20 protein-coding genes and 1 pseudogene are annotated in these 21,366 nt (G+C 62.1%); 17 read left to right on the top strand and 4 right to left on the bottom strand.

Going from position 1 to position 21,366, the window contains the following annotated elements; all coding sequences use genetic code 11:
- Positions 1-372 precede the first annotated feature (372 nt).
- The 17 genes and pseudogenes from nifB (at position 373) to SKTS_RS04985 (ending at position 16,399) form a co-directional block, all read left to right on the top strand.
- Positions 373-1,875: a nitrogenase cofactor biosynthesis protein NifB gene (gene nifB, locus SKTS_RS05055; protein ID WP_173061233.1), complete on the top strand. Its 1,503-nt coding sequence runs from the start codon at positions 373-375 to the stop codon at positions 1,873-1,875.
- A gap of 29 nt (positions 1,876-1,904) precedes the next feature.
- On the top strand, positions 1,905-2,117 hold the full coding sequence (locus tag SKTS_RS05050) for a 4Fe-4S binding protein (RefSeq protein WP_173061230.1): 213 nt from the start codon (positions 1,905-1,907) through the stop codon (positions 2,115-2,117).
- A 118-nt stretch (positions 2,118-2,235) separates the two neighbouring features.
- Positions 2,236-2,622: a HesB/IscA family protein gene (locus SKTS_RS05045; protein ID WP_173061227.1), complete on the top strand. Its 387-nt coding sequence runs from the start codon at positions 2,236-2,238 to the stop codon at positions 2,620-2,622.
- Between the two features lie 13 nt (positions 2,623-2,635).
- The gene (locus SKTS_RS05040) at positions 2,636-3,160 is read left to right on the top strand and encodes a hypothetical protein (protein WP_198420429.1); all 525 of its coding nucleotides are present in this window, start codon (positions 2,636-2,638) and stop codon (positions 3,158-3,160) included.
- Complete coding sequence (locus tag SKTS_RS05035; RefSeq protein ID WP_173061224.1) at positions 3,153-3,956, top strand: 4Fe4S-binding leucine-rich repeat protein; 804 nt, start codon at positions 3,153-3,155, stop codon at positions 3,954-3,956. The genes SKTS_RS05040 and SKTS_RS05035 overlap by 8 nt, the downstream gene beginning before the upstream one ends.
- A gap of 216 nt (positions 3,957-4,172) precedes the next feature.
- A complete protein-coding gene (locus SKTS_RS05030) occupies positions 4,173-4,457 on the top strand; it encodes a nitrogen fixation protein NifZ (protein WP_173061221.1) in 285 nt (94 codons plus the stop codon).
- Positions 4,450-4,713 (top strand): nitrogen fixation protein NifZ, encoded by a 264-nt coding sequence (locus SKTS_RS05025; protein ID WP_173061218.1) that lies wholly within the window; start codon positions 4,450-4,452, stop codon positions 4,711-4,713. Before SKTS_RS05030 ends, SKTS_RS05025 begins: the two co-directional genes overlap by 8 nt.
- Before the next feature lie 6 nt (positions 4,714-4,719).
- Complete coding sequence (locus SKTS_RS05020) at positions 4,720-7,407, top strand: chemotaxis protein CheW (RefSeq protein ID WP_173061215.1); 2,688 nt, start codon at positions 4,720-4,722, stop codon at positions 7,405-7,407.
- 39 nt (positions 7,408-7,446) lie between these two features.
- The gene (nifT, locus tag SKTS_RS05015) at positions 7,447-7,653 is read left to right on the top strand and encodes a putative nitrogen fixation protein NifT (RefSeq protein ID WP_173061212.1); all 207 of its coding nucleotides are present in this window, start codon (positions 7,447-7,449) and stop codon (positions 7,651-7,653) included.
- 173 nt (positions 7,654-7,826) lie between these two features.
- The gene (locus tag SKTS_RS05010; protein WP_173061209.1) at positions 7,827-8,666 is read left to right on the top strand and encodes an SIR2 family NAD-dependent protein deacylase; all 840 of its coding nucleotides are present in this window, start codon (positions 7,827-7,829) and stop codon (positions 8,664-8,666) included.
- Between the two features lie 28 nt (positions 8,667-8,694).
- Positions 8,695-8,922, top strand: a complete 228-nt coding sequence (locus SKTS_RS05005) for a hypothetical protein (RefSeq protein ID WP_173061206.1) — start codon at positions 8,695-8,697, stop codon at positions 8,920-8,922.
- Between the two features lie 222 nt (positions 8,923-9,144).
- Positions 9,145-9,639, top strand: a complete 495-nt coding sequence (locus tag SKTS_RS05000) for a chemotaxis protein CheW (RefSeq protein ID WP_173061203.1) — start codon at positions 9,145-9,147, stop codon at positions 9,637-9,639.
- Positions 9,640-9,674: 35 nt separating this feature from the next.
- A pseudogene (locus SKTS_RS19205) lies at positions 9,675-10,211 on the top strand (MCP four helix bundle domain-containing protein); the annotation flags it as partial.
- The gene (locus SKTS_RS04995; protein ID WP_483316183.1) at positions 10,194-11,951 is read left to right on the top strand and encodes a methyl-accepting chemotaxis protein; all 1,758 of its coding nucleotides are present in this window, start codon (positions 10,194-10,196) and stop codon (positions 11,949-11,951) included. The pseudogene SKTS_RS19205 and the gene SKTS_RS04995, both read left to right, overlap by 18 nt.
- A 92-nt stretch (positions 11,952-12,043) precedes the next feature.
- The gene (locus SKTS_RS18935) at positions 12,044-13,039 is read left to right on the top strand and encodes an amidohydrolase family protein (RefSeq protein WP_244617444.1); all 996 of its coding nucleotides are present in this window, start codon (positions 12,044-12,046) and stop codon (positions 13,037-13,039) included.
- 11 nt (positions 13,040-13,050) lie between these two features.
- Positions 13,051-13,500, top strand: coding sequence for a GNAT family N-acetyltransferase (locus tag SKTS_RS04990; RefSeq protein ID WP_244617443.1), 450 nt, complete (start codon positions 13,051-13,053; stop codon positions 13,498-13,500).
- A gap of 394 nt (positions 13,501-13,894) precedes the next feature.
- Positions 13,895-16,399, top strand: coding sequence for an Ig-like domain-containing protein (locus tag SKTS_RS04985; RefSeq protein WP_173061197.1), 2,505 nt, complete (start codon positions 13,895-13,897; stop codon positions 16,397-16,399).
- 92 nt (positions 16,400-16,491) lie between these two features.
- Here SKTS_RS04985 and SKTS_RS04980 read toward each other — a convergent pair whose 3' ends face one another.
- From SKTS_RS04980 to SKTS_RS04965, 4 genes are read right to left on the bottom strand one after another with little or no spacing between them, the layout of a single operon-like run.
- The gene (locus tag SKTS_RS04980) at positions 16,492-17,829 is read right to left on the bottom strand and encodes a GGDEF domain-containing response regulator (protein WP_244617498.1); all 1,338 of its coding nucleotides are present in this window, start codon (positions 17,827-17,829) and stop codon (positions 16,492-16,494) included.
- Positions 17,829-19,256 carry an ATP-binding protein gene (locus SKTS_RS04975; protein ID WP_244617497.1) on the bottom strand — a complete coding sequence of 476 codons (1,428 nt, stop codon included), beginning with the start codon at positions 19,254-19,256 and terminating at the stop codon, positions 17,829-17,831. The genes SKTS_RS04980 and SKTS_RS04975 overlap by 1 nt, the downstream gene beginning before the upstream one ends.
- On the bottom strand, positions 19,253-20,899 hold the full coding sequence (locus tag SKTS_RS04970; RefSeq protein WP_244617441.1) for a PAS domain S-box protein: 1,647 nt from the start codon (positions 20,897-20,899) through the stop codon (positions 19,253-19,255). The genes SKTS_RS04975 and SKTS_RS04970 overlap by 4 nt, the downstream gene beginning before the upstream one ends.
- Positions 20,896-21,348, bottom strand: coding sequence for an ArsC/Spx/MgsR family protein (locus tag SKTS_RS04965; protein WP_173061188.1), 453 nt, complete (start codon positions 21,346-21,348; stop codon positions 20,896-20,898). The genes SKTS_RS04970 and SKTS_RS04965 overlap by 4 nt, the downstream gene beginning before the upstream one ends.
- Between the last annotated feature and the right edge of the window lie 18 nt (positions 21,349-21,366).

The following is a 21,366-nucleotide window of genomic DNA, read 5'->3' as shown; positions in this document are numbered from 1 at the left end:
GAGGCAGGCGGTCATTCCGGGATGATGCGGTTATCGACGCCGGCAACGTAACGCACGCAACATGAATGCAATTTGTTGCGAATAAATATACTCCGTTCTGTATGTTGCGAGAATATTTAAGCCGAAGCGAAGAACCTTCATGAAACGCATATAGGGGGTACTCCCCTATAGCCTCACCCGCAGATTGTTGCATTCGCGACAATCCGTTTCCGGGCTCCCGCCCATGTCATGTTTGCGACATCGCCACCAACTCCCTAGCAGACAGATAAACTCATTTATTTTCATTGCGTTACAAGATTAGACACGAGTGGCACGCTTGTTGCAAAGAGATACTCAGCCAGGGAAAGCAAACCCAAACGAAGGGAGCAAGCGATGCCACCGAAAGTCATACCCATATTCGAACATGCCGCAGCTGCCACATCCGGCTGCGGGACCAAAGGCGGTTCCGGCAAGTCGAGCTGCGGCTCGGGCGCCGGCCAGGGCGATCTCTCGCCTGAGATCTGGGAGAAGGTCAAGAACCATCCCTGCTACAGCGAACAGGCGCACCACCACTTCGCGCGCATGCACGTCGCCGTGGCACCGGCCTGCAACATCCAGTGCAACTACTGCAACCGCAAGTACGACTGCTCCAACGAGAGCCGTCCCGGCGTGGTGAGCGAGAAGCTGACACCCGAACTGGCGGCCAAGAAAGTGCTGGCGGTGGCTTCCGAGGTGCCGCAGCTCACCGTGGTCGGCATCGCCGGGCCGGGCGACGCGCTGGCCAACCCGGAAAAGACTTTCAAGACTTTCGAGCTGATCCAGAAAGGCGCGCCCGACATCCGCCTGTGCCTCTCGACCAACGGCCTGATGCTGCCGGACCACGTGCAGACCATCCAGGACTTCAACGTCGATCACGTCACCATCACCATCAACATGATCGACCCGGAAGTGGGCGAAGCCATCTACCCCTGGATCTACTACAACCGCAAGCGCTGGAAAGGCCGCGACGCCGCGAAGATCCTCGCCGAACGCCAGATGGAAGGGCTCGAAATGCTGACTTCCAAAGGCATTCTGGTCAAGGTCAACTCGGTGATGATCCCCGGCGTCAACGACCAGCACCTGGTGGAAGTGAACCGCATGGTCAAGTCCAAGGGCGCTTTCCTGCACAACATCATGCCGCTGATTTCCGAAGCCGAGCACGGCACCTACTACGGCCTCAACGGCCAGCGCGGACCCTCGCCGCAGGAGCTGAAAAAGCTACAGGACGACTGCGAGGGCGAGATGAACCTGATGCGCCATTGCCGCCAGTGCCGCGCCGACGCGGTGGGCCTGCTGGGCGAGGACCGCAGCGCGGAATTCACCAGCGAGAAAGTGGCGGAGATGGAAGTGAACTACGACGCCGAAGCGCGCCAGGCTTACCAGGCTTTCGTGGAGAAGGAGCGCCAGGACCAGCAGGCGGCCTTGCAGGGCGAACTGGCCGGGCTAGGCAGCAGCGAGGTCCAGGCGCTGGTGGCTGTGGCGACCAAGGGCAGCGGACGCATCAACGAGCATTTCGGCCACGCCAGCGAGTTCCAGATTTACGAGCTGTCGGCGCAAGGTGCCAAGTTCGTCGGCCACCGCCGCGTGGACCACTACTGCGAGGGCGGCTACGGCGAGGAAGAAGTGCTGGAAACCGTCATCTCCGCCATCAACGACTGCGCCGCCGTGTTCGTCGCCAAGATCGGGCGCTGCCCGAAAGGCGACCTGGAAAAAGCCGGCATCGAGCCGGTAGACGCCTACGCCCACGAATACATCGAGCAGTCGCTGATCGCCTGGTTCAAGGAATACCTCGCCCGTGGCACATATGCCGAACGCGGCGAAGGCCGCCTGCGCCAAGGCGCTTACATCGCCGCATGAATTTATAAATTTTTTATCAGGAGAACACCATGCCATACAAAATCATTTCCTCGACCTGCACCGCCTGCACCGCCTGCGAGCCGGTCTGCCCCAACGTCGCCATCAAGGAAAAGAACGGCACCTACGTCATCGACCCCAAGAAATGCACCGAATGCGAGGGCGAAGACCCGCAATGCGTGGAAGTCTGCCCGGTGGACGGCTGCGTCGTGGTCGACAAGAGCCTGCCGCGCTACGTGATGTAATTAGCTTTCAGCGTTCAGCTATCAGCCATCAGCTAAAACGCGGCTCAGCCGCACAAAACCGCTGAAAGCTGACTGCTGATAGCTGATGGCTGACCGCTAACCCAACAAGGAAAACATCATGGATCTGACCATTACCACCAAGGCTGGAAACTTCATGCGCCGCATGGTGCGCTTCGGCCATGCCGGCGGGAACGCGGGTTTCCGCCTGGTCGTGAGCCCCGGCGGCTGTTCCGGCCTGAGTTCCGAGTTCACCATCGAAGCGAATCCGCAGTTCGGCGACTACGTGCTCGAGCAGGATGACCTCAAGGTGTTCCTGCCGCAATCCAGCCGCGAACTGCTGGAGGGCTACACCATCGATTTCGCCGACACCATGATGGAAACCGGGCTCAAGTTCTTCAACCCCAACGCGCGCGGCGTGTGCGGTTGCGGCACGAGCGCACCGGGCGAGAACGACCCGACGGTGGCAACGGTCAACATTGCCAGCATCGCACGGCGCTCTTCCTAGGAGCCATGTCGCCATGGCAAGCGGGGACGCCATCGCGGACGACCTGTCCTGGCTGGAGCGCGACTGCCATGGAGAGACCTTGCCGCCTGCGGCCGAACATTGCCTGCAGCTGGCGGCGAGAAGCTACGGCGACGACCTGGAAGCGGAAAAACACCTGCACCAGGCGCTGGCCCTGGCGCCGCAGCACGCAGCGGTGTACATCGCGTTCTACCGCTTTCATTTTTACCGCAACCGCGTGCGGCAGGCCTTGCCCTACGCCGAGCTATGCCTTGGTCTCGCGGCACGGGAACTGAAACTGAATCATGACTGGCGCCAGGTTCAGCGCGAGGATGCCTGTTTCGGCGATTTTTCCGCTTTCGTGCCGCGCTTTTTTCTCTTCAGCCTCAAGGCCTACGGCTACCTGAAGCTGCGTTTGGGCGAACTGGACGAAGGCCGGCTGGCGGTGGAAAAAGTGATGCAGCTCGACCCCGCCGACCGGGTGGGCGCGGCGGTGCTGCTGGACGTGCTGAACCGCATGGGGCAGGAAGACGATGACTGACATCGACGAAGCGCTCGACTGGCAGGGCCAGCCGGTTTGCTGCGATAGCTGCGCGCACCGGGAACTGCTGGCGCTAGGCCGCTGCCAGCTGCGGCGCGCCTGCGTGCACGATCGCTACGCGCGGCGCATCGACCGGTTTTTTTACTGGAACCGCGAACTGGCCAACCAGTACCTGGCGCACCCCTACTTCGAGGTGCGCGCCATCGCGGCGAAATTCGCCGACGTGTTCCACCTGCCGCCGCTGCTGCAGGACGCGGACGAAACGGTGCGCTTCTCGGCACTGCTGCGCCTGCCGCGCAAATATTTGCTGAAAATGCGCCACGACCCGGACCGCGAAGTGCGCATCCGCGTGGCCTACCGGCTGGAAGGAACGGATTTGCTGGAGATGCGCGCCGACCCGGACTACTACGTGCGCCTGGTGGTGGCGCGCCGCCTGCCGTTCGAGTCGCTGCACCTGCTGCTGCACGACGCGGACCGCGAAGTCAGGCTGATGGTGGCCAAGCGCATCGGCATGGAATGGCTGAAAACACTGGCCGCCGACAGCGATGCAGATGTGCGGCTGGAAGCGGCGCGCCGCCTTAACGGGGAAGCCTTGCTGGCCTTGCTGCGCGACCCCGACTGGCGCGTGCGCTACGAGGTGGCGAGCAGGGGCGAGGCGGAGCGGGTGCTGCCGCTGATCGATGACGAGGACGAACTGGTGCGCGAAATCGCGCGTTCCAGGATCAAGGGCGAGGAACTAGGGCCTGTTAATACTGATTTCGCGTCTGCGTTGCAAGGAGAAGGCCATGAATGCTAGGCACGAAGCACAGCGAATGGTTGTTCCATTTGCAAGCGCCGTAACAACGCAGACATGGCCTTCTCCTTGCAACCCTTCGGGACGGGGGCGATTTGGGCGCCTCCCTTTGTCACAAGCCGCTTGTTGTGGGCGGCACAACCGCGCGTCTTGCTTCGCGGGCGGCATCCCAAATCGCCCCCGTCGCAGACGCGAAATCAATATTAACAGGCCCTAATCATGAAAATCAGCCGCGACAGCGATGTGATCGAAATCGACAAGGAACCGGTGTTCGACTACGGGCAGAAAGTCCGTTCCAGCAAGAACATCCGCAACGACGGCACCTATCGCGGCAAGGAGATCGGCGAGATTCTGGTGAAAAAGGGCGACATCGGCTACGTCACCAGCATCGGCACCTTCCTGCAGCAGTTCTACATCTACGGCGTGGATTTCTACGAGCAGGGGAACGTCGTCGGCATGAAGGCCAAGGAACTGGAACCCATCGAGGAGGAATCACATGCTTGAAACACGCCAACCCATTTTTCGCGTGCAGCAGCACGTGAGCTGCAGCATCGACCTGTTCAACGACGGCAGCCACCCGGAACGCGCCCCGGATGCTCTCCTCGCAGCGGCGGGGACGGTCGGCGAGATCGTCAACGTGGGGCAGCACGTCGAAAGCGGCACCCCGGTTTACATGGTGGAGTTTCCCGGCATGATGATCGTGGGCTGCCTCGAAGAAGAGCTGGCATCCGCCGGTTCGCACAATTTGAAACCGGGATGACCTGACATGGGCGTCTACAAGGGAATCGAGCTGGACGACAAGCTGTGCCGGCTTATCCGCCACATGAGCAGCGCCGAGGAATACCGCGAAACCCTGCAGGGCTTGCAGGGGGTGTGGGACAACCTCACCCTGCTGGGCCAGCTGTCCGGCACCGGCGCGGACATGAGCGCGACGCGCCAGGCGTTCCACAAGCTGACGGTGGGGCTGCTCGACAACCTGGGCAACGAGACGCTCAAGAAGGTCGTGCTGGAGATGGAGTCCAAGGCCCAGGTGGCAGTGGACATCATGATCCGCAACCTGTTCGAGCGCACCGCGGACATCGGCTTTCTCGCCACCGACGACGACATCCGCGACTACGCCGCGCGCGCGCCGGAATATATCCGCAAGCTCAGGCAGGGCTACGGCAGCGAGAAGGAACGCCTGCAAGCGGAATTCGACGCCCTCACCGGCCGCCTGCAGGCGCGTTTCCACGAATACGTGCAAAAGTATTCGGTGTACAACAACATCATCCTGCTGGACACGGAGGGCAACGTCCTGATCCAGCTCGACCCGGACAACCGCGTGGAGCGTTCGGACGACCCGCTGATCCGCGAGTCCCTGCAAACCGCGCGCGAATACGTGGAAACCTTCCACCGCTCCGACCTCGTCCCCGGCGATGCGGCCAGCCTGATCTACTCCTTCCGCGTCACCTCGCCCGAGGACGGCACGCAGCCTGATGACATTCCTCTTGGCGTGCTGTGCCTGTGTTTCCGCTTCGGCAACGAAACCGCGGGAATTTTCGACAACCTAAAGGATGCAGACGACTGGAGCGTGATCGCCCTGCTCGACCGGGACGGGCGCGTCATCGCCAGCAGCGACGAGTGGCACATCCCCGTTGGCGCGCCGATGGAGCTGGTGCTGGACGCCGATTACCAGATAGTGCGCTTCGCCGGTCGCGAATACCTCGCCACCACCCGCTCCACCCATGGTTACCAGGGTTACACCGGGCTCGGCTGGTACGGTCACGTGATGGTCCCGCTGGAACACGCCTTCGGCAAGGATGCCTCGGCCATGCTCAAGCTGGTGTCGGGGGAGGTGCTGGAAGAGGTGATGAGCAACCCCTCGCTGTTCTCCGAAGACCTGCGCAACATTCCCTTGCAGGCCGAGCGCATCCAGCGCGAGCTCAACCGCTCGGTGTGGAACGGCAACGTGCGCCAGAGCAGCGACCGCAAGGCGCTCAACCCCGCTTTCTCCAAGATATTGCTGTGGGAAATCAGCAATACCGGGCTCAAAACCAAGGACGTATTCGAGCGCTCCATCGGCAACCTGCACCAGACCGTGGTGTCCGCCATTTTGCAGGACAGCCAGTTCCTGGCTTCGCTGGCCATCGACATCATGGACCGCAACCTCTACGAGCGGGCCAACGATTGCCGCTGGTGGGCGCTGCGCTCCCAGTTCAGCGAACTGCTCGCCAAGCCGCAGTTCGACGAGCACGACAGCCGCGCCATCCAGGCCGTGCTCGCCCATATCAACAGCCTCTACACCGTGTACGACAACCTGGTGCTGTTCGACCGCAACGGCCGCGTCATCGCCGCTTCCAACCCGGAACAGCAGTCTATTCGCGGCCAGTTGCTGAACGAGGCGTGGGTGCGCGAAACGCTGGCCCTTGCCGACTCCCAGCGCTACGCAGTATCGCCCTTCGCCCCCACCCCGCTCTACCAGGGCCGCCACACCTACATTTACGGCGCGGCGATACGCGACCAAAACGAAGTGGTCGGAGGGATCGGCATCGTGTTCGACTCCGCGCCCCAGTTCGAAGCCATGCTCATGGACGCCCTGCCGCGCGACGCAAAAGGCGCGCCTCTCGCCGGATCTTTCGGCGTGTTCGCCGACCGCGAGCGGCGCGTGATCGCCTCGACCGACCCGGACCTCCGCCCCGGAACCCTGCTCGACCTGGACGAAAAATTCTTCGCCCTCGCCGGCGGAACCGGCATTTCCAACATCATCGCGCGCCACGGCCACTATTACGCCGTTGGCTCGCGCATGTCCGGCGGCTACCGCGAATACAAGGGTAAGCAGGACAGTTATCGCAACGACGTGACGGCACTGATCTTCGTGCCCCTGTGCCCGGTGAACAGCGCACACGTGAAACGCGGCAGCAAGACCCGGCAAAGGCTGCAATTGCAGAACGCACGCGCGAACGAAAGCGGGGACACGGTGGAAATCGCCACCTTCCATGTGGGCGACAACTGGTTCGGCATTCATTCCGGAAAAATCATCGAAGCGGTGGAAGCCAAGGGGCTGACACCTGTTCCGGGCGCTTCCGGCCACTTGTCGGGCTACCTGCTTTACCAGGACATGACGGTCCCGGTCGTGGACATACACCGGCTCATGCCGGAGCGGCCGGGCATCAAACATGAGCCGGGCAAACAGGTGGTGCTGGTGCGCATCCGCGAGGACGCCGTGCTGGGCATCATGGTCAACAAGCTGGGAGAAATTCCGGAAGTCGCGCAGCATCGCGTGCAGGCCCTGTCTTCCATGTTCTCGGGCGAAGGGACCATCGCCGACAGCCTGGTAAAGCCGGAGGTTTCCCACGATTCCGGCGAACTGCTGCTGATCCTCAGCCCGGAAAAGATCTGCCAGCGCATCATGGCGCTCAAGAACAAGGAAGCGCCCCCTGCAACGGGTGGGGAAAAAGCGGCGCAACAGGCCTGAAACAGGCACACAACGAACGATCGATATCAGGAGCAAGAAATGAAAATCATGATCCGCAAAGCCGCAGGCGTACTGACCGGCTACCTGCCCAAGAAGGACCTGGAAGAACCCATCGTCGAGATGGAAAAACCGGAAATGTGGGGCGGCACCGTCACCCTGGCCAACGGCTGGAAATTCGCGCTGCCCGAGATGGCCGCCGACACCCGCCTGCCGATCACCGTCGAAGCCCGCAAGCTGGGCGAGTAGCTATCAGCCATCAGCTGTCAGCCGTCAGCCATACCGGTTCTGCTGAAAGCTGACCGCTGAAAGCTGACCGCTGACCGCTGACCGCTGACCGCTGACCGCTGACCGCTGACCGCTGACCGCTGACCGCTGACCGCTGACCGCTGATAGCTGATAGCTAAACAAAGGAGAACACCATGACCGCACTGCAACTCGACGCCATCGTCGCCGCCCTGGCCGAAAAACGGGCGATTCCCTACCTCGGGCCGGGCATGCTCGCGCTGACGGTGGAAAATACCGTCCCGGCCACAGCCGTGGCGCTGGCGGAGCAACTGGCGGCCAGGACCACCCTGCCGTTCAAGATCCGCAAAAACCTTACCGCCGCCGCCCAGTACATCGAGAACTTCAAGCATCGCAAAACCCTGGTGACCCTGATGAACGAGGCCTTCGTCCACCAGCCCGAGCCCGCCCCGCTGCACCGCCACCTCGCCGGTCTGCACCTGCCGCTGATCGTGGACGCGTGGTACGACGGCGCCATGGCGAAGGCCCTGGCCGGACAGGAAGGATGGGGCATGCTGCAGGGCGTGAGCCGCGCCGAGCACCGCGACCAGTGGGTGAAATATTACCTGCCGGACGGCACGCCGTGCGACGCCGCCCAAATGGAGCAATGGCGCACCGTGTTGTACCAGCCCATCGGCAGCGTCAGCCCGGCCGGCAACTACATCGTGTCCGATTCCGACTACGTGGAAGTGCTGACCGAAATCGACATCCAGAGCCCGATTCCCGCCCTGGTGCAGGAACTGCGCAAGGGAAAAGGCTTCCTCTTCCTCGGCTGCCGTTTCGACAGCCAGCTCACCCGCAGCTACGCCCGCCAGATCATGAAACGCTCCAGCGACGGCCCCCACTGGGCGGTGTTGCCGGGCGAACTGGCGAAGAACGAGGAACGCTTCCTGCAGGAACAGAACATCACGCGCCTCGACATGGATTTGAACGCGTTTTTCGACGCGGTGACGGAGATCATGCCTGTCGCCGCGTAGCCTGAATAGCTGGTGTAGGGCGCAATAAGTGAAACGCATTGCGCCGCATGAATTCATGAATACCAAACATCCGGCGCAATGCCCGTTGGTTATTGCGCCCTACGGTTACTGTTCCTGCCGCGTTCCAGTCCATCTCGAATATTTGCGATCAGCAGCGGCTTTCTGGCCATTTGGCTGTCGGCAGTATGAGCGTGGGAACCCTGACAGCAAAAATACGCAGAACCGGGTATTTCTGGCCGCTGCTGCTTTTCATTAAGATACACCTGGTGACTACATAATCAGCTGACGCGGCCTTTTTCTGAAAGCGGATTTCTCGCCTCTTCCTGTTACGTTACCGGCTTCATTTGATTGAGATTGTTTCATCCCCCCAAGGGAGAAAAGCAGTCTAGAATAGACCGTTCCAATAGCTTCCGTTTATTCGAGCTTGTTGGGCTGCATGCGCATTCCGGTATAAAAATAGACATCTGGAGATCAAGCCATGGACCAAGCCTCGCAATCCAATCCGTCGAACACATCGACCACCACCAACGAATTTCTGACTTTCATCCTGGGCAAAGAGGAATATGGCCTGCCCATCCTCAACGTGCAGGAGATCCGCGGCTACGACGCCGTCACCAAAATCGCCAACACGCCCGACTTCATCAAGGGCGTAGTCAACCTGCGCGGCATCATCGTGCCGATCGTGGACATGCGCCTCAAATTCAATCTCGGGCAAGCCGAGTACAACCAGCTGACGGTGGTGATCATCCTCAACGTGGCGCACCGCGTGATCGGCATGGTGGTGGACGGCGTCTCCGACGTGATCGACCTCGCCCCGGAGCAGATCAAGCCCGCGCCGGAATTCGGCTCCGCCATCGACACCAAGTACGTGATGGGGCTGGGCACCGTGGACGAGCGCATGCTGATCCTGGTGGACATCGAGAAGCTCATGACCAGCCGCGACATGGAGCTGGTTGAAATGGCAGCCGCGTAAACCTTACCGAATAAAAATTTCAGGAGGCAAAAAAAATGGCAAGCGCAAATATGAAAGTGGGTACCCGTCTAGGGCTGGGGTTCGGCGCGGTAATCTTGCTGCTGGTGATAATCGCCGGCATGAGCATCAAGGAAATACGCGGCCTCGGCAATGACGTCGACAGCATGGTCACCGACAAATTCCCCAAGACGGTGATGGCCAACAACATTCTCGATAACATCAACGTCATCGCGCGTGCCATGCGCAACTCCCTGCTGGAAACCGACAACGCCAAAATCGCCAAAGAGCTGGAACGTATCGAGGAAGCGCGCGGCGATATCAAGAAAAACATCGACGAACTGGAAAAAACTGTCGCCTCCGCCACCGGCAAGGCACTCTTCGCCAAAATAGTCGATGCCCGTCAAAAATACATCGGTGGGCAAAATAAATTCATCGAGCTGGAAAAAGCCGGCAATTACGATGAAGCCAAAACATTACTGTTGGAAGAAATCCGCGCCACCCAGCGTGAATACACCAATGCCGTGAAGGCCCTGAGTGACCACCAGATCGAATCGATGAACAAGACCGGCAAGGAAGCCAGGGACACCGTCAGCAGCGCCTTGACCTTGATTATTGCTCTCGCCCTGGCCGCCCTGATTGTCGCTATCGCGGTCGGCTTCCTGATTACCCGCAGCCTGCTCAGGCAACTGGGCGGCGAACCGGACTACGCGGCGGAAGCAGTGCACAAGATCGCCGGCGGCGACCTCTCCATGGAACTGCAGGTCAAATCCGGCGACACCACCAGCCTGGTGTACTCGCTGAAAATCATGCAGGACAGCCTGCGCAAGATCGTGGCCGAGATCCAGAAAATCGTCGATGACGCCGTGCAGGGCGATTTCAGCACCAAGATGGACATGAGCGGCAAGGCCGGCTACACCAAGACCTTGAGCGAGTTGCTCAACCAGCTTTCCGATACGGTCGACGGCGCCTTCAAGGACACCATCCGCGTCGCCCAGGCGCTGGCCAACGGCGATCTCAGCCAGAAGGTCACGCGGGAATATTCCGGTGCTTACAACCAGGTAAAAGTCAGCGTCAATACCACGGCTGACTCCCTCACTCAAATCGTCGCCGAAATCCAGCAGATCGTCGAAGCCGCCAATCGCGGCGATTTCAACGTCAAGATGAACTTGAGCGGCAAGCAGGGCTACACCAAGACGCTGTCGGAACTGCTCAACCTGCTGTCCGATACTGTCGATACCGCCTTCAAGGACACCATCCGCGTGGTGCAGGCCCTGGCGCAGGGCGACCTGACCCAGAGCGTCACCCGCGAATACCAAGGGTCCTTCAACGACGTCAAGCAAAACGTCAATACCACGGTGGACAACCTCAAGAAGCTGGTGGACGAAATCAAGGTGGCGGTGGAAAGCATCAACACCGGCGCCAAGGAAATTGCCGTGGGCAATGCCGACCTTTCCCAGCGCACCGAGGAACAAGCCTCCAGCCTGGAGGAAACCGCCTCCAGCATGGAAGAACTGACATCCACGGTGAAGCAGAACGCGGACAACGCCAAACAGGCCAACCAGCTGGCCATCGGCGCGTCCACCGTGGCCGGCAAGGGCGGCGCGGTGGTGAACGAAGTCGTCACCACCATGTCCTCGATCAACGAATCCTCGCGCAAGATCGTCGATATCATTTCGGTGATCGACGGCATCGCCTTCCAGACCAATATCCTGGCGCTGAACGCGGCGGTGGAAGCCGCGCGCGCCGGGGAACAGGGACGCGGTTTCGCCGTGGTGGCCGCCGAGGTGCGCAACCTGGCGCAACGCTCCGCCGCCGCTGCCAAGGAAATCAAATCCCTGATCGGCGATTCGGTGGACAAGGTCGAAAACGGCACCAGGCTGGTCGGCGAAGCGGGCCAGACCATGGATGAGATCGTCACCAGCATCAAGCGCGTGACCGACATCATGGCGGAAATCTCCGCTGCGTCGTCGGAGCAGAGCGCCGGCATCGAGCAGGTCAACCTGGCCATCACCCAGATGGACGAAGTGACGCAGCAGAACGCCGCGCTGGTGGAGGAATCCGCCGCTGCCGCCGAGTCGCTGGAAGAGCAGGCGCAGAATCTTTCCCAGTCGGTCAGCGTGTTCAAGCTCGATACCAAGGCCGGCATGGGCATGGCGGTAACGCGCCGCGCTGCCACTCCAGCCACCTCCGGGCATACCGCAAAGGGCGCGAGCAAGGGCGCGCCCCAGCGCGCACAGGCCAAGCCGGCGGCAAATCCCGCCAAAGCGCCTATGCACGCCCCCGCCGGAGAGGATGAGTGGAAAGAGTTTTAGGCCGGGCGGCTACTCCGGAGACACCTTGTTCCGCCAAGCTTTCCAGACGCAGGCTGATCAAGACGATATGCGCACTTCCGCTGATAGCCTGCATGCCAGTGCTGGGGAGGGCTGATGATCGCGTCGAATTCGCGAAACTGAAAAGCGGTTACGCACAGCGCCTGAAGAAAATCCTGGCTGCCGGCGGGCTGCCCTACATCGACATCGAAAGCTCGTGCAACTCCACCAAGCTGGACGTCGATCATGTCGCGAAAAACATGGACGACCTCAACATCGGGCTGATGGCGCTTTCCGCGGATATCGGCAAGGGCCAGTTCGAGAACGGGGTGCGTTTCGACAACTTGTCGCAACGCTTGCTCGCCAGTTATCCGGACCGTTTCATCCCGGTCGGCAACGGCGGGCAAGCCCCGGCCCTGACGGAGGCCACGGACGCATTCGTCGATGCCCAGGAAGCCGCCGCAAGGGGGAGGCAGATCATGCTGCTGGGCGAGTACGAATTCCGCCACTACCCCTCGCCCCGTCAGGTAAAACGCAACGAGCTGGACCGCGACGCCGACGTCCCGATCGACGGCCCGATCGGACATCGCGTGTTCGCCATGAGCGAAAAAACCGGCATGCCTTTGCAGATTCATTACGAAATCGAAGACGGACTGCTGGCGCCGCTGGAAAAGATGCTGCAACAGTACCCGAAGGCCAGGGTAATCTGGTGCCACCTCGCCCAGATACGTTACATCGAGCGCGCCTCCGGCTATTCGCCCGGCTACGTCGAGACCCTGATCAAACGCTTCCCGAACCTGTATTTCGATACCGCATTCGGCGACTCCGGTTCGATATACCCGTTGAGCGGCCAGCACCATGCGCGCGTGTGGGCAAGCGACGGCAACCTCAAGGCCGAATGGCGCGACCTGATCGTCGCCTATCCGCAGCGATTCGTGTCGGCCCTGGATCTGGGCGGGGACCGCATGTCCCGCATCGTCGAATACGACCAGAAGCACCGGAATTTTCTGCAGCGCCTGCCGGACGAAACGCGGCATCAGGTGGCATACCGCAGCGCGTGGTCGCTGCTGTTCGGCGAGGAGTTCGCCTGAACACGTCCGCCATGCAGATTTCTCCCGCAACGCCCCGCGACATCGCCGCACTTTGCGAACTGCTGGATGTGCTGTTTTCCCAGGAAGCCGAGTTCGAACCGGATCGCGAGGCGCAGTCTCGCGGCCTGGCGCTCATCATCGGCAACCCGGGGGCCGGCCGCGTTCTTGTGGCACGAAGGGACGAAGAGATTGTCGGCATGGTCAGCCTGCTTTACACCGTGTCGACGGCACTCGGCGCCAGGGTCGCGCTGCTCGAGGACATGGTGGTTGCCCCCGGCTCGCGCGGCGCAGGCACGGGCTCGCAACTGCTGCAACATGCCATCGAGTCGGCACAGCAGGACGGCTGCAAGCGCATCACCCTGCTCACCGATCGGAGCAACGACGCTGCCCAGCGCTTCTACCTCAGACACGGGTTCGCGTCCTCCTCCATGATTCCGCTGCGACTGTTTCTGGACGAATAGCCTGGGTTAAACGGCTTTTTTCCCCTGGTTTTCCGCCTGCCACATACAGGCTCGTCGACGTCCTTCTACAGTGTCCGCCGCGATCGGCGAAAAGCGAGGTAAAACGCCCTTTCCCCTGCCATCCGCGCGCGACTTTCCGATGTTGCACATACGTTGTTTCTACCTGAACACGTAGCTTTCACCCCCCCCTTTTACCCCATCGCAAACTACAGTGAAAACAGTAGGCGCAGTACACGTAAGTTACTGATTTGTAATTTGATTTTTGTCTTTTTTTACTCTAGATTCGGCGAACGTGCTTTTCACTCTAAGGCATTCCAGTGAGCCGGTTCGTTCCCATGCGAAACACGGCTTTGAAGACCAGCTTACCAAGCCGGGCAATCCACACGGGGGCATCATGAACTGTCCAACAGCAAGTCAAATCCGCCATAACCATAGACCTCTATTGCTGGGTTTTTTTGCCTGGCTATTTACCCTTGCATATGCAAGCGCCGCCCTTGCCATCAGCGTCTCTCCGAGCTCGATAACCGTCTCGGTCGGCAGCACCGCATCAGTGACGGTTAGCGATACCAGAAGGACGGTTAGTGTCAGCTCGTCCAACACGTCCGTCGCCACCGTCACCTACGCATCCGGAGTCGCCAGGATCACCGGCGTATCTCCCGGCACGGCGACGGTCACCATCAGCAGCGGGGAAAACAATCGTGCTAGTGTGAGCGTGAAAGTAGTTTCGTCGCTTTCCGTGTCGCCGACATCGCTCCAGATTCCGGTGAAAGGCAATGCGAACGTTACCGTTGCGAATGCTTCCGGAATCGTCACGGCCACCTCGTCCAATACGGCGATCGCCACCGTCAGCTATGCGGCTGGCGTAGCCGTGGTCCATGGCGTAGCCGCAGGCTCCGCGACGGTCACCATCCGCGACAGCGTGAACACCCGCACCGTCGCGGTCACCGTCACCTCTGCTGCCAGCCTGACCGTTTCGCCCACCTCGGTGAGCGTGCCGGTGGGTGCAACTGCGGCGGTCAGCGTGACCAATGCCAGCGGCACGGTAACGACTTCTTCGTCCAACACGACCATCGCCACCGTGACCTACGCTGCCGGTGTTGCCACCGTTCGCGGCGTGGCGGCCGGTTCCGCGACTGTCACCGTCCGCGACAGCGTGACCACCCGCACGGTGGCGGTAACGGTGACCGCGGCAGTGGCGAATGCCTACAGCCTGCTGGCCTGGAACAACCTGGGCATGCACTGCGTCGATGGACAGGATTACTCGGTCTTCTCCATCCTGCCGCCGCTCAATACCCTGAATGCCCAACTGGTGAACAAATCCACCGGCGCCCTGGTGACTAGCGGCGTCACGCTGACCTACCAGGCCACGGCGGATGCCACCGGTTCGATCAATACCATCAGCTCGACCAAGACCAACTTCTGGCAGTACGTGCAAAGCCTGTTCGGCCTCTCGCCTGCCCCGGATGTCGGCTTGCTCGGCTACCCGATGGCCTCGCTCACGCCGGCACGCATGGCATACAACTCCACCGAGAACTGGTTCGAGGCGGTGGGCATTCCGATCACCCCGACCGACGACACCCGAAGAACCAACAGTTATCCGTTGGTCCAGGTAGTCGCCAAAAACACCGCCGGACAGGTTCTGGCGACGACCAAGGTGGTGCTGCCGGTGAGCGACGAGATCACCTGCAAGGCTTGCCACACCTCGACCACCAGCACCAACACGGCAGCCAATGCGGCCAAGCCGACTGCAGGCTGGGTGTTCGACCCCGATCCGCTGAAGGACTGGAAGAAGAATATCCTCCGCCTCCACGATCAAAAACAGGCGGGCAACGCCGCCTATGCCGCCGCGCTGACAGCCAAGGGCTATAGCAACGGCCTGTACGCCTCGGCGCTCGCCGGCAAGCCGACGCTGTGTGTGGCCTGCCACGTCTCCAACGCATACCAGATCGAGGCTGGTTTCCCGACGGGCATCACAGGCATCTCGGCGCTCACCAAGGCACTGCACGCCAGCCACGGCACGGCTGTCGATCCGGCAAACGGTCTGACGCTGGATAGCTCCAACAACCGGAGCGCGTGCTACATGTGCCACCCGGGCTCGGTAACCCAGTGCCTGCGCGGCGCCATGGCCGATGTGAAGGACAGCGGCGGCAATGTCGCGATCAACTGCCAGAGCTGCCACGGCCGCATCAGCAAAGTCGGTGCGGCAACCCGCTCCGGCTGGCTGTCCGAACCCAACTGCCAGGCCTGCCACTATGACAGCAAACGCGAACTCAGCGCGGTAGACACGCAAGGCAACCTGCTGAACTGGTCCGACGCACGCTTCGCCACGGCGCAGAACAAGCCGAGCGAGGGCTTCAGCCTGTACCGCTTCAGCACCGGCCACGGCAACTTGCAGTGTTCGGCCTGCCACGGCTCCACCCATGCCGAGTTCCCGACCAGCGAGCCCAACGATAACCTGCAGAGCATCGCGCTCCAGGGTTACGCCGGCACGGTGCACGAATGCACGGTATGCCACGCCACCGTTCCGAATACCGCGAACGGCGGTCCTCACGGCATGCACAGTATCGGCAGCGCGTGGGTCGGCAATCACGAGCACAGTGCGGAAACCGCCTCCCAGCGCGCCTCCTGTGCTTATTGCCATGGGGCCGACTTCCGCGGTTCGCCGCTGAGCCAGGTCAAGATGGCCAAGACCTTCAATGCAGACGGCCACAACGTCAGCTACGTGGCCGGCCAGCAAGTCGGCTGTTACGATTGCCACAGCGGACCGACAGGTGGCGCCCTGACCTTGAAGACGAATTACGCCTCCCGGGATCAAGGATTCTTCAGCGAACTGCTGTCCAGCACGCGGAGCTACCTGGTCGCGTTGCGCGACAAAGTCGTTGCCATTGCCGGGGCATAATCCGGCCAGGCTCGGCCTATCCGCTTCCCGCAACACTTGATGAGAAACGGCCCGGAGTTAACCCCGGGCCGTTTCCATTTGGCATCCAGAGCTCAGCGTGCGCAGATGCAGAAGCGGTTTTTCCCCTGGTATTTGGCCTGGTACATGGCGTCGTCGGCGTTTTTCAGCAAGTTATCCGCGTCCTGACCATGCGCGGGGTAAAGGGCGATGCCGATGCTGGCGCCGAGACGGCACTCGGCGTCCCCGATCAGGAAAGGCTCGCCCGCCCGCGCCAGCAGTTTGCCGGCGATGTCTGCCACCGCGCTGTCCTGTCCGCTTTCCTCCAGCAGAATCACGAACTCGTCGCCGCCCACCCGCGCCACGGTATCGTTTTCGCGCACGCAGGAGACGAAGCGGCGCGCGATCTCCTTCAACGCCGCGTCGCCAGCATCGTGGCCGAGTCGGTCGTTGACCGGTTTGAATCCGTCGAGATCGATGAACAGCAGGGCGAAGCTGCTGGCGCGCCGCAGCGCCGAGGTAATGGCGTGCTGCAGGCGGTCCATGAGCATGACGCGGTTGGCCAGCCCGGTGAGGTTGTCGTGCAGAGCCATGAATTCGATGCGTTCCTGGGCGCAGCGCCACTCGGTCACATCCTTGTCGATCGAGGCGAAGGAGATGATGGCGCCGTCCGAATCGCGGATCGGCGTGATGGTTTTCTGCACGTAGATGAGCCGGCCATCCTTGCCGAGATTGGCCACCACGTCGCGAAATATCTCGCCGGAACGGATCATGCGCCACATGTTTTCGAAATAGGCTGCGTCGTGCCGGCCCGAGTTCAGGATGGCCGGGGTCTGGCCGAACACTTCCTCGATGCTGTAGCCGGTGAGCCGCACGAAGGCCGGGTTGACGTACTGGATTTCGCCCTGCACGTTGGTGATGAAAATGCTGTCGTCGGTCTGGTCCACCACGCTGGAAAGCTTGCGCAATTCGGTTTCCGCGCGCTGCCGGATGCGGATTTCGCTTTCCAGCCGCGCCGCGTGCTCCTGCTGCAAACGCCGCGCCTGCTGCAACTCCAGGTGGTTGCGGATGCGCGCCAGCAGCTCGACGCCGTTGAACGGCTTGGCGACATAATCCACGCCCCCCGCGGCAAAGCCCTTGAGCACGTCGGCGGTGTCGGTGCTGGCGGTCAGGAAGATGATCGGCACCTCGCCGACCCGCAACATTTTCTTGAGCTGCAGGCAGGTTTCGAAGCCGTCCATGTCCGGCATGTTCACGTCCAGCAGGATCAGGTTGGGGAGCCGGGCGGCAACCATGTGCAGCGCGCGTTTTCCGCTCTCGGCGGCGATCACGTCGTAGCCGGCGTTCATCAGGACGCTGCCCAGCACCTGCAGGTTCTCCGGGCGGTCGTCGACGATCATCACCAGCGGCGGGACAGGCAGGCCAGTCTCCATCACGCCGGGTCCAACTCGTGCACGGGCTGGCTCGCATGCGCTGCGATCAGCACGGGGAAGCCCTCCAGGGTCCTGGACACCTGCGCCATGTCGAACTGCTCGACCTGTAGGGCAAGCGACTTCCCATATTCCTGCAGCGTCGGGCTGGCGTGTGCGGCACCTAGTTCGATCAGGTGCAGCGCGAATTTGCGCACCTCCCCCATCACCGGCACCTGACGCAGTTTCTTCCACTCGTTTTCGAACAATTGCCGCAACTGATCGGACAGTTCGCCGGGGTCGATGCACACAGCTTCGGTCGGGGTGTCCGCCAGCGCAGCCGCGCCGATGTCGTCGGTGACTGCGCCTTGCGCCGCGCATGGCGTCAGGAAGTGGCGCAGCACCGTAAACAGCTCCATGCGGCTGACCGGTTTTTTCACGAAGGCATCGCAGATGGGCCGGATTTCCCCCTCCTCGCTCTTCACCGCCGAGGCGGTGATCACGACAACGGGAATGGATTTCAGCGCATCGTCAGCCTTGAGCAGGCGGGTGGCCTGCAGGCCGTCCATCACCGGCATGCGGATGTCCATGAGGATCACGTCGGGGCGCTCGCTGCGCGCCAGTGCCAGCGCTTCCTCGCCGTTCGCCGCTTCGAGCATGCGGTGCGGCGAGCCGTCGAAGTAGCACTTGATCAGGTCGCGGTTCATGGCGATATCGTCCACCACCAGGATGGTGGCCGCGGCGAAGGCGGAAAAATCGTCCACCACGGGCTCGGGCGCGGTCGCTTGCTGCGCGCTGTCGGTCACGGCGACTTCCGGGAATTCGATGCGGAAGGTGGTGCCGCTGCCGTGGCGGCTGTGCACCGAAACCGTGCCGTGCATCATTTCCACCAGGCGCCGCGTGATGGTCAGGCCCAGCCCGGTCCCGCCGTACTTGCGCTGGCTCTGGCCGCTCTGCTGGGAAAAGGACTCGAAAATGCGCTGCTGCTCGCTTTCCGGAATGCCGATGCCGCTGTCCTCCACTTCGAGCAGCAGCCCGATCTTTCCGCCCTGACCGCCACGGGCCAGGCCGCGGGCGCTGATTTTCACGTGCCCGCGCTCGGTGAACTTGATGGCGTTGCCCACCACGTTGATCAGGATCTGGCGCAGGCGCACCTCGTCCAGCAACAGCCCGGCCGGCATGGCGGGATCGATGTCCAGCAGCAGGTCGAGATCCTTCTGTTCCGCCTTCTGCGCGAAGATCTGGCGGATTTCCTGCAGCACCGTGCCGACCGACAGGCTTTCGTATTCCAGCTCCAGGTGGCCCGCCTCGATTTTCGACAGGTCGAGAATGTCGTTGATAATGGTGAGCAGGGTCTTGCCGCTGCTGGCGATGGCGGACAGGTAGGACTTCTGGCGCGGGTCCTGCACCAGGCCGTGCAGCAGTTCGGAGAACCCCAGGATCGCGTTCATCGGCGTGCGGATCTCGTGCGACATGTTGGCGAGGAATTCGCTCTTGGCGTCGTTGGCCGCTTCCGCCGCCTTCTTGGCCTGCTGCAGTTCTTCCTGGGCGCGGATCTTGCCGGTGATGTCCTGCACCATGCCTTCGTAATGCGGGGATTGCCCGCGCCGTCCCGGATCAGCCGGACGTTTTCGCTGATCCAGATGGTGCTGCCGTCCTTGCGGCGGATTTCCGACTCGAAATCGGTGATCACGCCCTTCTGCGCCATCAGCTGGGTGAATTCCTCGCGCCTGCCGGGCGCCAGGTAAAGCTGGCTGCCGATGTTGTTCACGCCGTCGATCAACTCTTCCGCCGTGTCATAGCCGTACATCCGGGCCAGCGCCGGGTTGGCGGTCAGGTAGTGGCCGTCCGGGCTGGTCTGGAAAATGCCGGTGACGGAGTTCTCCACGATGCTGCGGTACTTTTTCCCGGACTGCGCCAGCGCCTGCCCCACCGAGTTGAACGCCTGGGCGACCTCGGCCAGTTCGTCGCGGTTGTCCAGCGTGACCGTCACGCCGTCCTGGTTGTCGCGCATGCGGTTCGCCGCCGTTTTCAGGTTGGCCACGGTGCGCATGATGGAAAGATAGAAGCCCGCCCACAGCCAGGTCACCAGCAGCACCGCGCCCAGCGAGAGCAGCAGGAGCATGTCGCGGCGCTGCTGGAAGCCCTCGATGCGCGCGGCCAGGAGCTTGTCCAGTTCGAGCGAGCCCTGCGCCCAGAGGCGGGAATTGGAAAACAGCGCCGCGGCGGAGAGGCTGTGGAAGGTGTTCAGATCGCTATCCAGGCGGTCCTTGTCGGCCTGCCGGCTGATTTCGCGCAACAGGTTCTCCACCGCCGAATAATACTGCGCCAGCGGGCCGTCCAGCCCGGCCTTGAGCGTGCCACCCGGATTGTTCGCGAAGGCCACTTTCATGCCCTTCTTGAGCTTGTCGAGGTTGGCCTGCACGATGCCGGCCTGGGTCACCAGGTCGGCGCGCTGCTCCGGGGTCAGGGACTGCCCGGCGTGGCTGGCGACGAACAGGCGGATGTTGGAAAGCAGGTCGAGGCTCTCGGGCAGCTTGAGCAGCAGGGCGTCCATGGTGTAGTAGGTGTCGAGGTCCGGGTCCAGGATGAGGTTGGAGGCGTCCCCGGCGGCCGACATCAGGGACAGCACGTCAGACTGCAGCTTGCGGTGCAGGTCGTTGCTGATGGCCGGGGTCAGGGACGGCAGGTGCTTTTTCAGGTCGTCCCAGTCGGCGCGGACGACGCGCGCCTGATCGGCCACGGCCAGGACGTTGCCCAGCTCCCGGTCCGCTTGCTGCTGGGCGCGCATGATCTCGTCGATTTCCGCCTGCTTGTTGGGCAGGTGTTCCACGGCGAATGGCTCCTCGCGCAGGAACGCGTCCGCCAGCGACATCGACTGGGGCAGCTGCTCCACCAGCTTCTGCAAGGGGCGCAGGTAGGCGTTGCCCTGCATTTCCCGGCGTGCGAAGTCGATCCTTTCGCCGGTCTCTGAAAGGTAAAAATAGAACGCCAGCGCCAGCGGCAAGGCGAAGAAGAAGCTGATCAGCGCGAACTTGTGCGGGTAGCGCAGCCGGTCGATGAGGAAAACGGCGGGCTGGAAGAAGCGCATCATGCCGCGCCCGCCGCCGGGCTCGCGGGGCTGGGGCAGGCGTGAGGCTCATGGGCCGCATGCGCGCCGTTGCGCGGGCAGCCTTCCCGGTCGCCGGCCGGCTGCGCGACGGCCAGCCAGCGCTCGATTGCGGCGTCGAAGCCGCATTCCCGCCGCCCATCGCACTCGATGAGGGGGCGCCGGATCAGCAGCGGTTCGGCCAGCATCAAGGCCAGGGCCGCTGCCTCGTCCAGCGTTTGCGGCGACACCTCCCCGCTCTTGATGCGCGGCGCGGAGGTGTTGAACCATTCGGCGACCGGCCGCCCACCGAAAAAGCTGCGCAATGCACCGGCAGTCCACGGATGCACCAACAAGTTGCGCGCTTCCACCTCGTGTCCGGCTTCACGCAGCAGGGCTTTCTGCCGCGCATTGCCCGTGCAGCCGGGCTTTTCGTAGAAAATGACGCTGCTCATGACCAGTTACCATATGTT

Origin of the sequence: Sulfurimicrobium lacus (assembly GCF_011764585.1) — a bacterium.
Taxonomy (GTDB): domain Bacteria; phylum Pseudomonadota; class Gammaproteobacteria; order Burkholderiales; family Sulfuricellaceae; genus Sulfurimicrobium; species Sulfurimicrobium lacus.
Note: the sequence above shows the minus strand (reverse complement) of the source record. Positions and strands in the feature narration are given on the sequence as shown.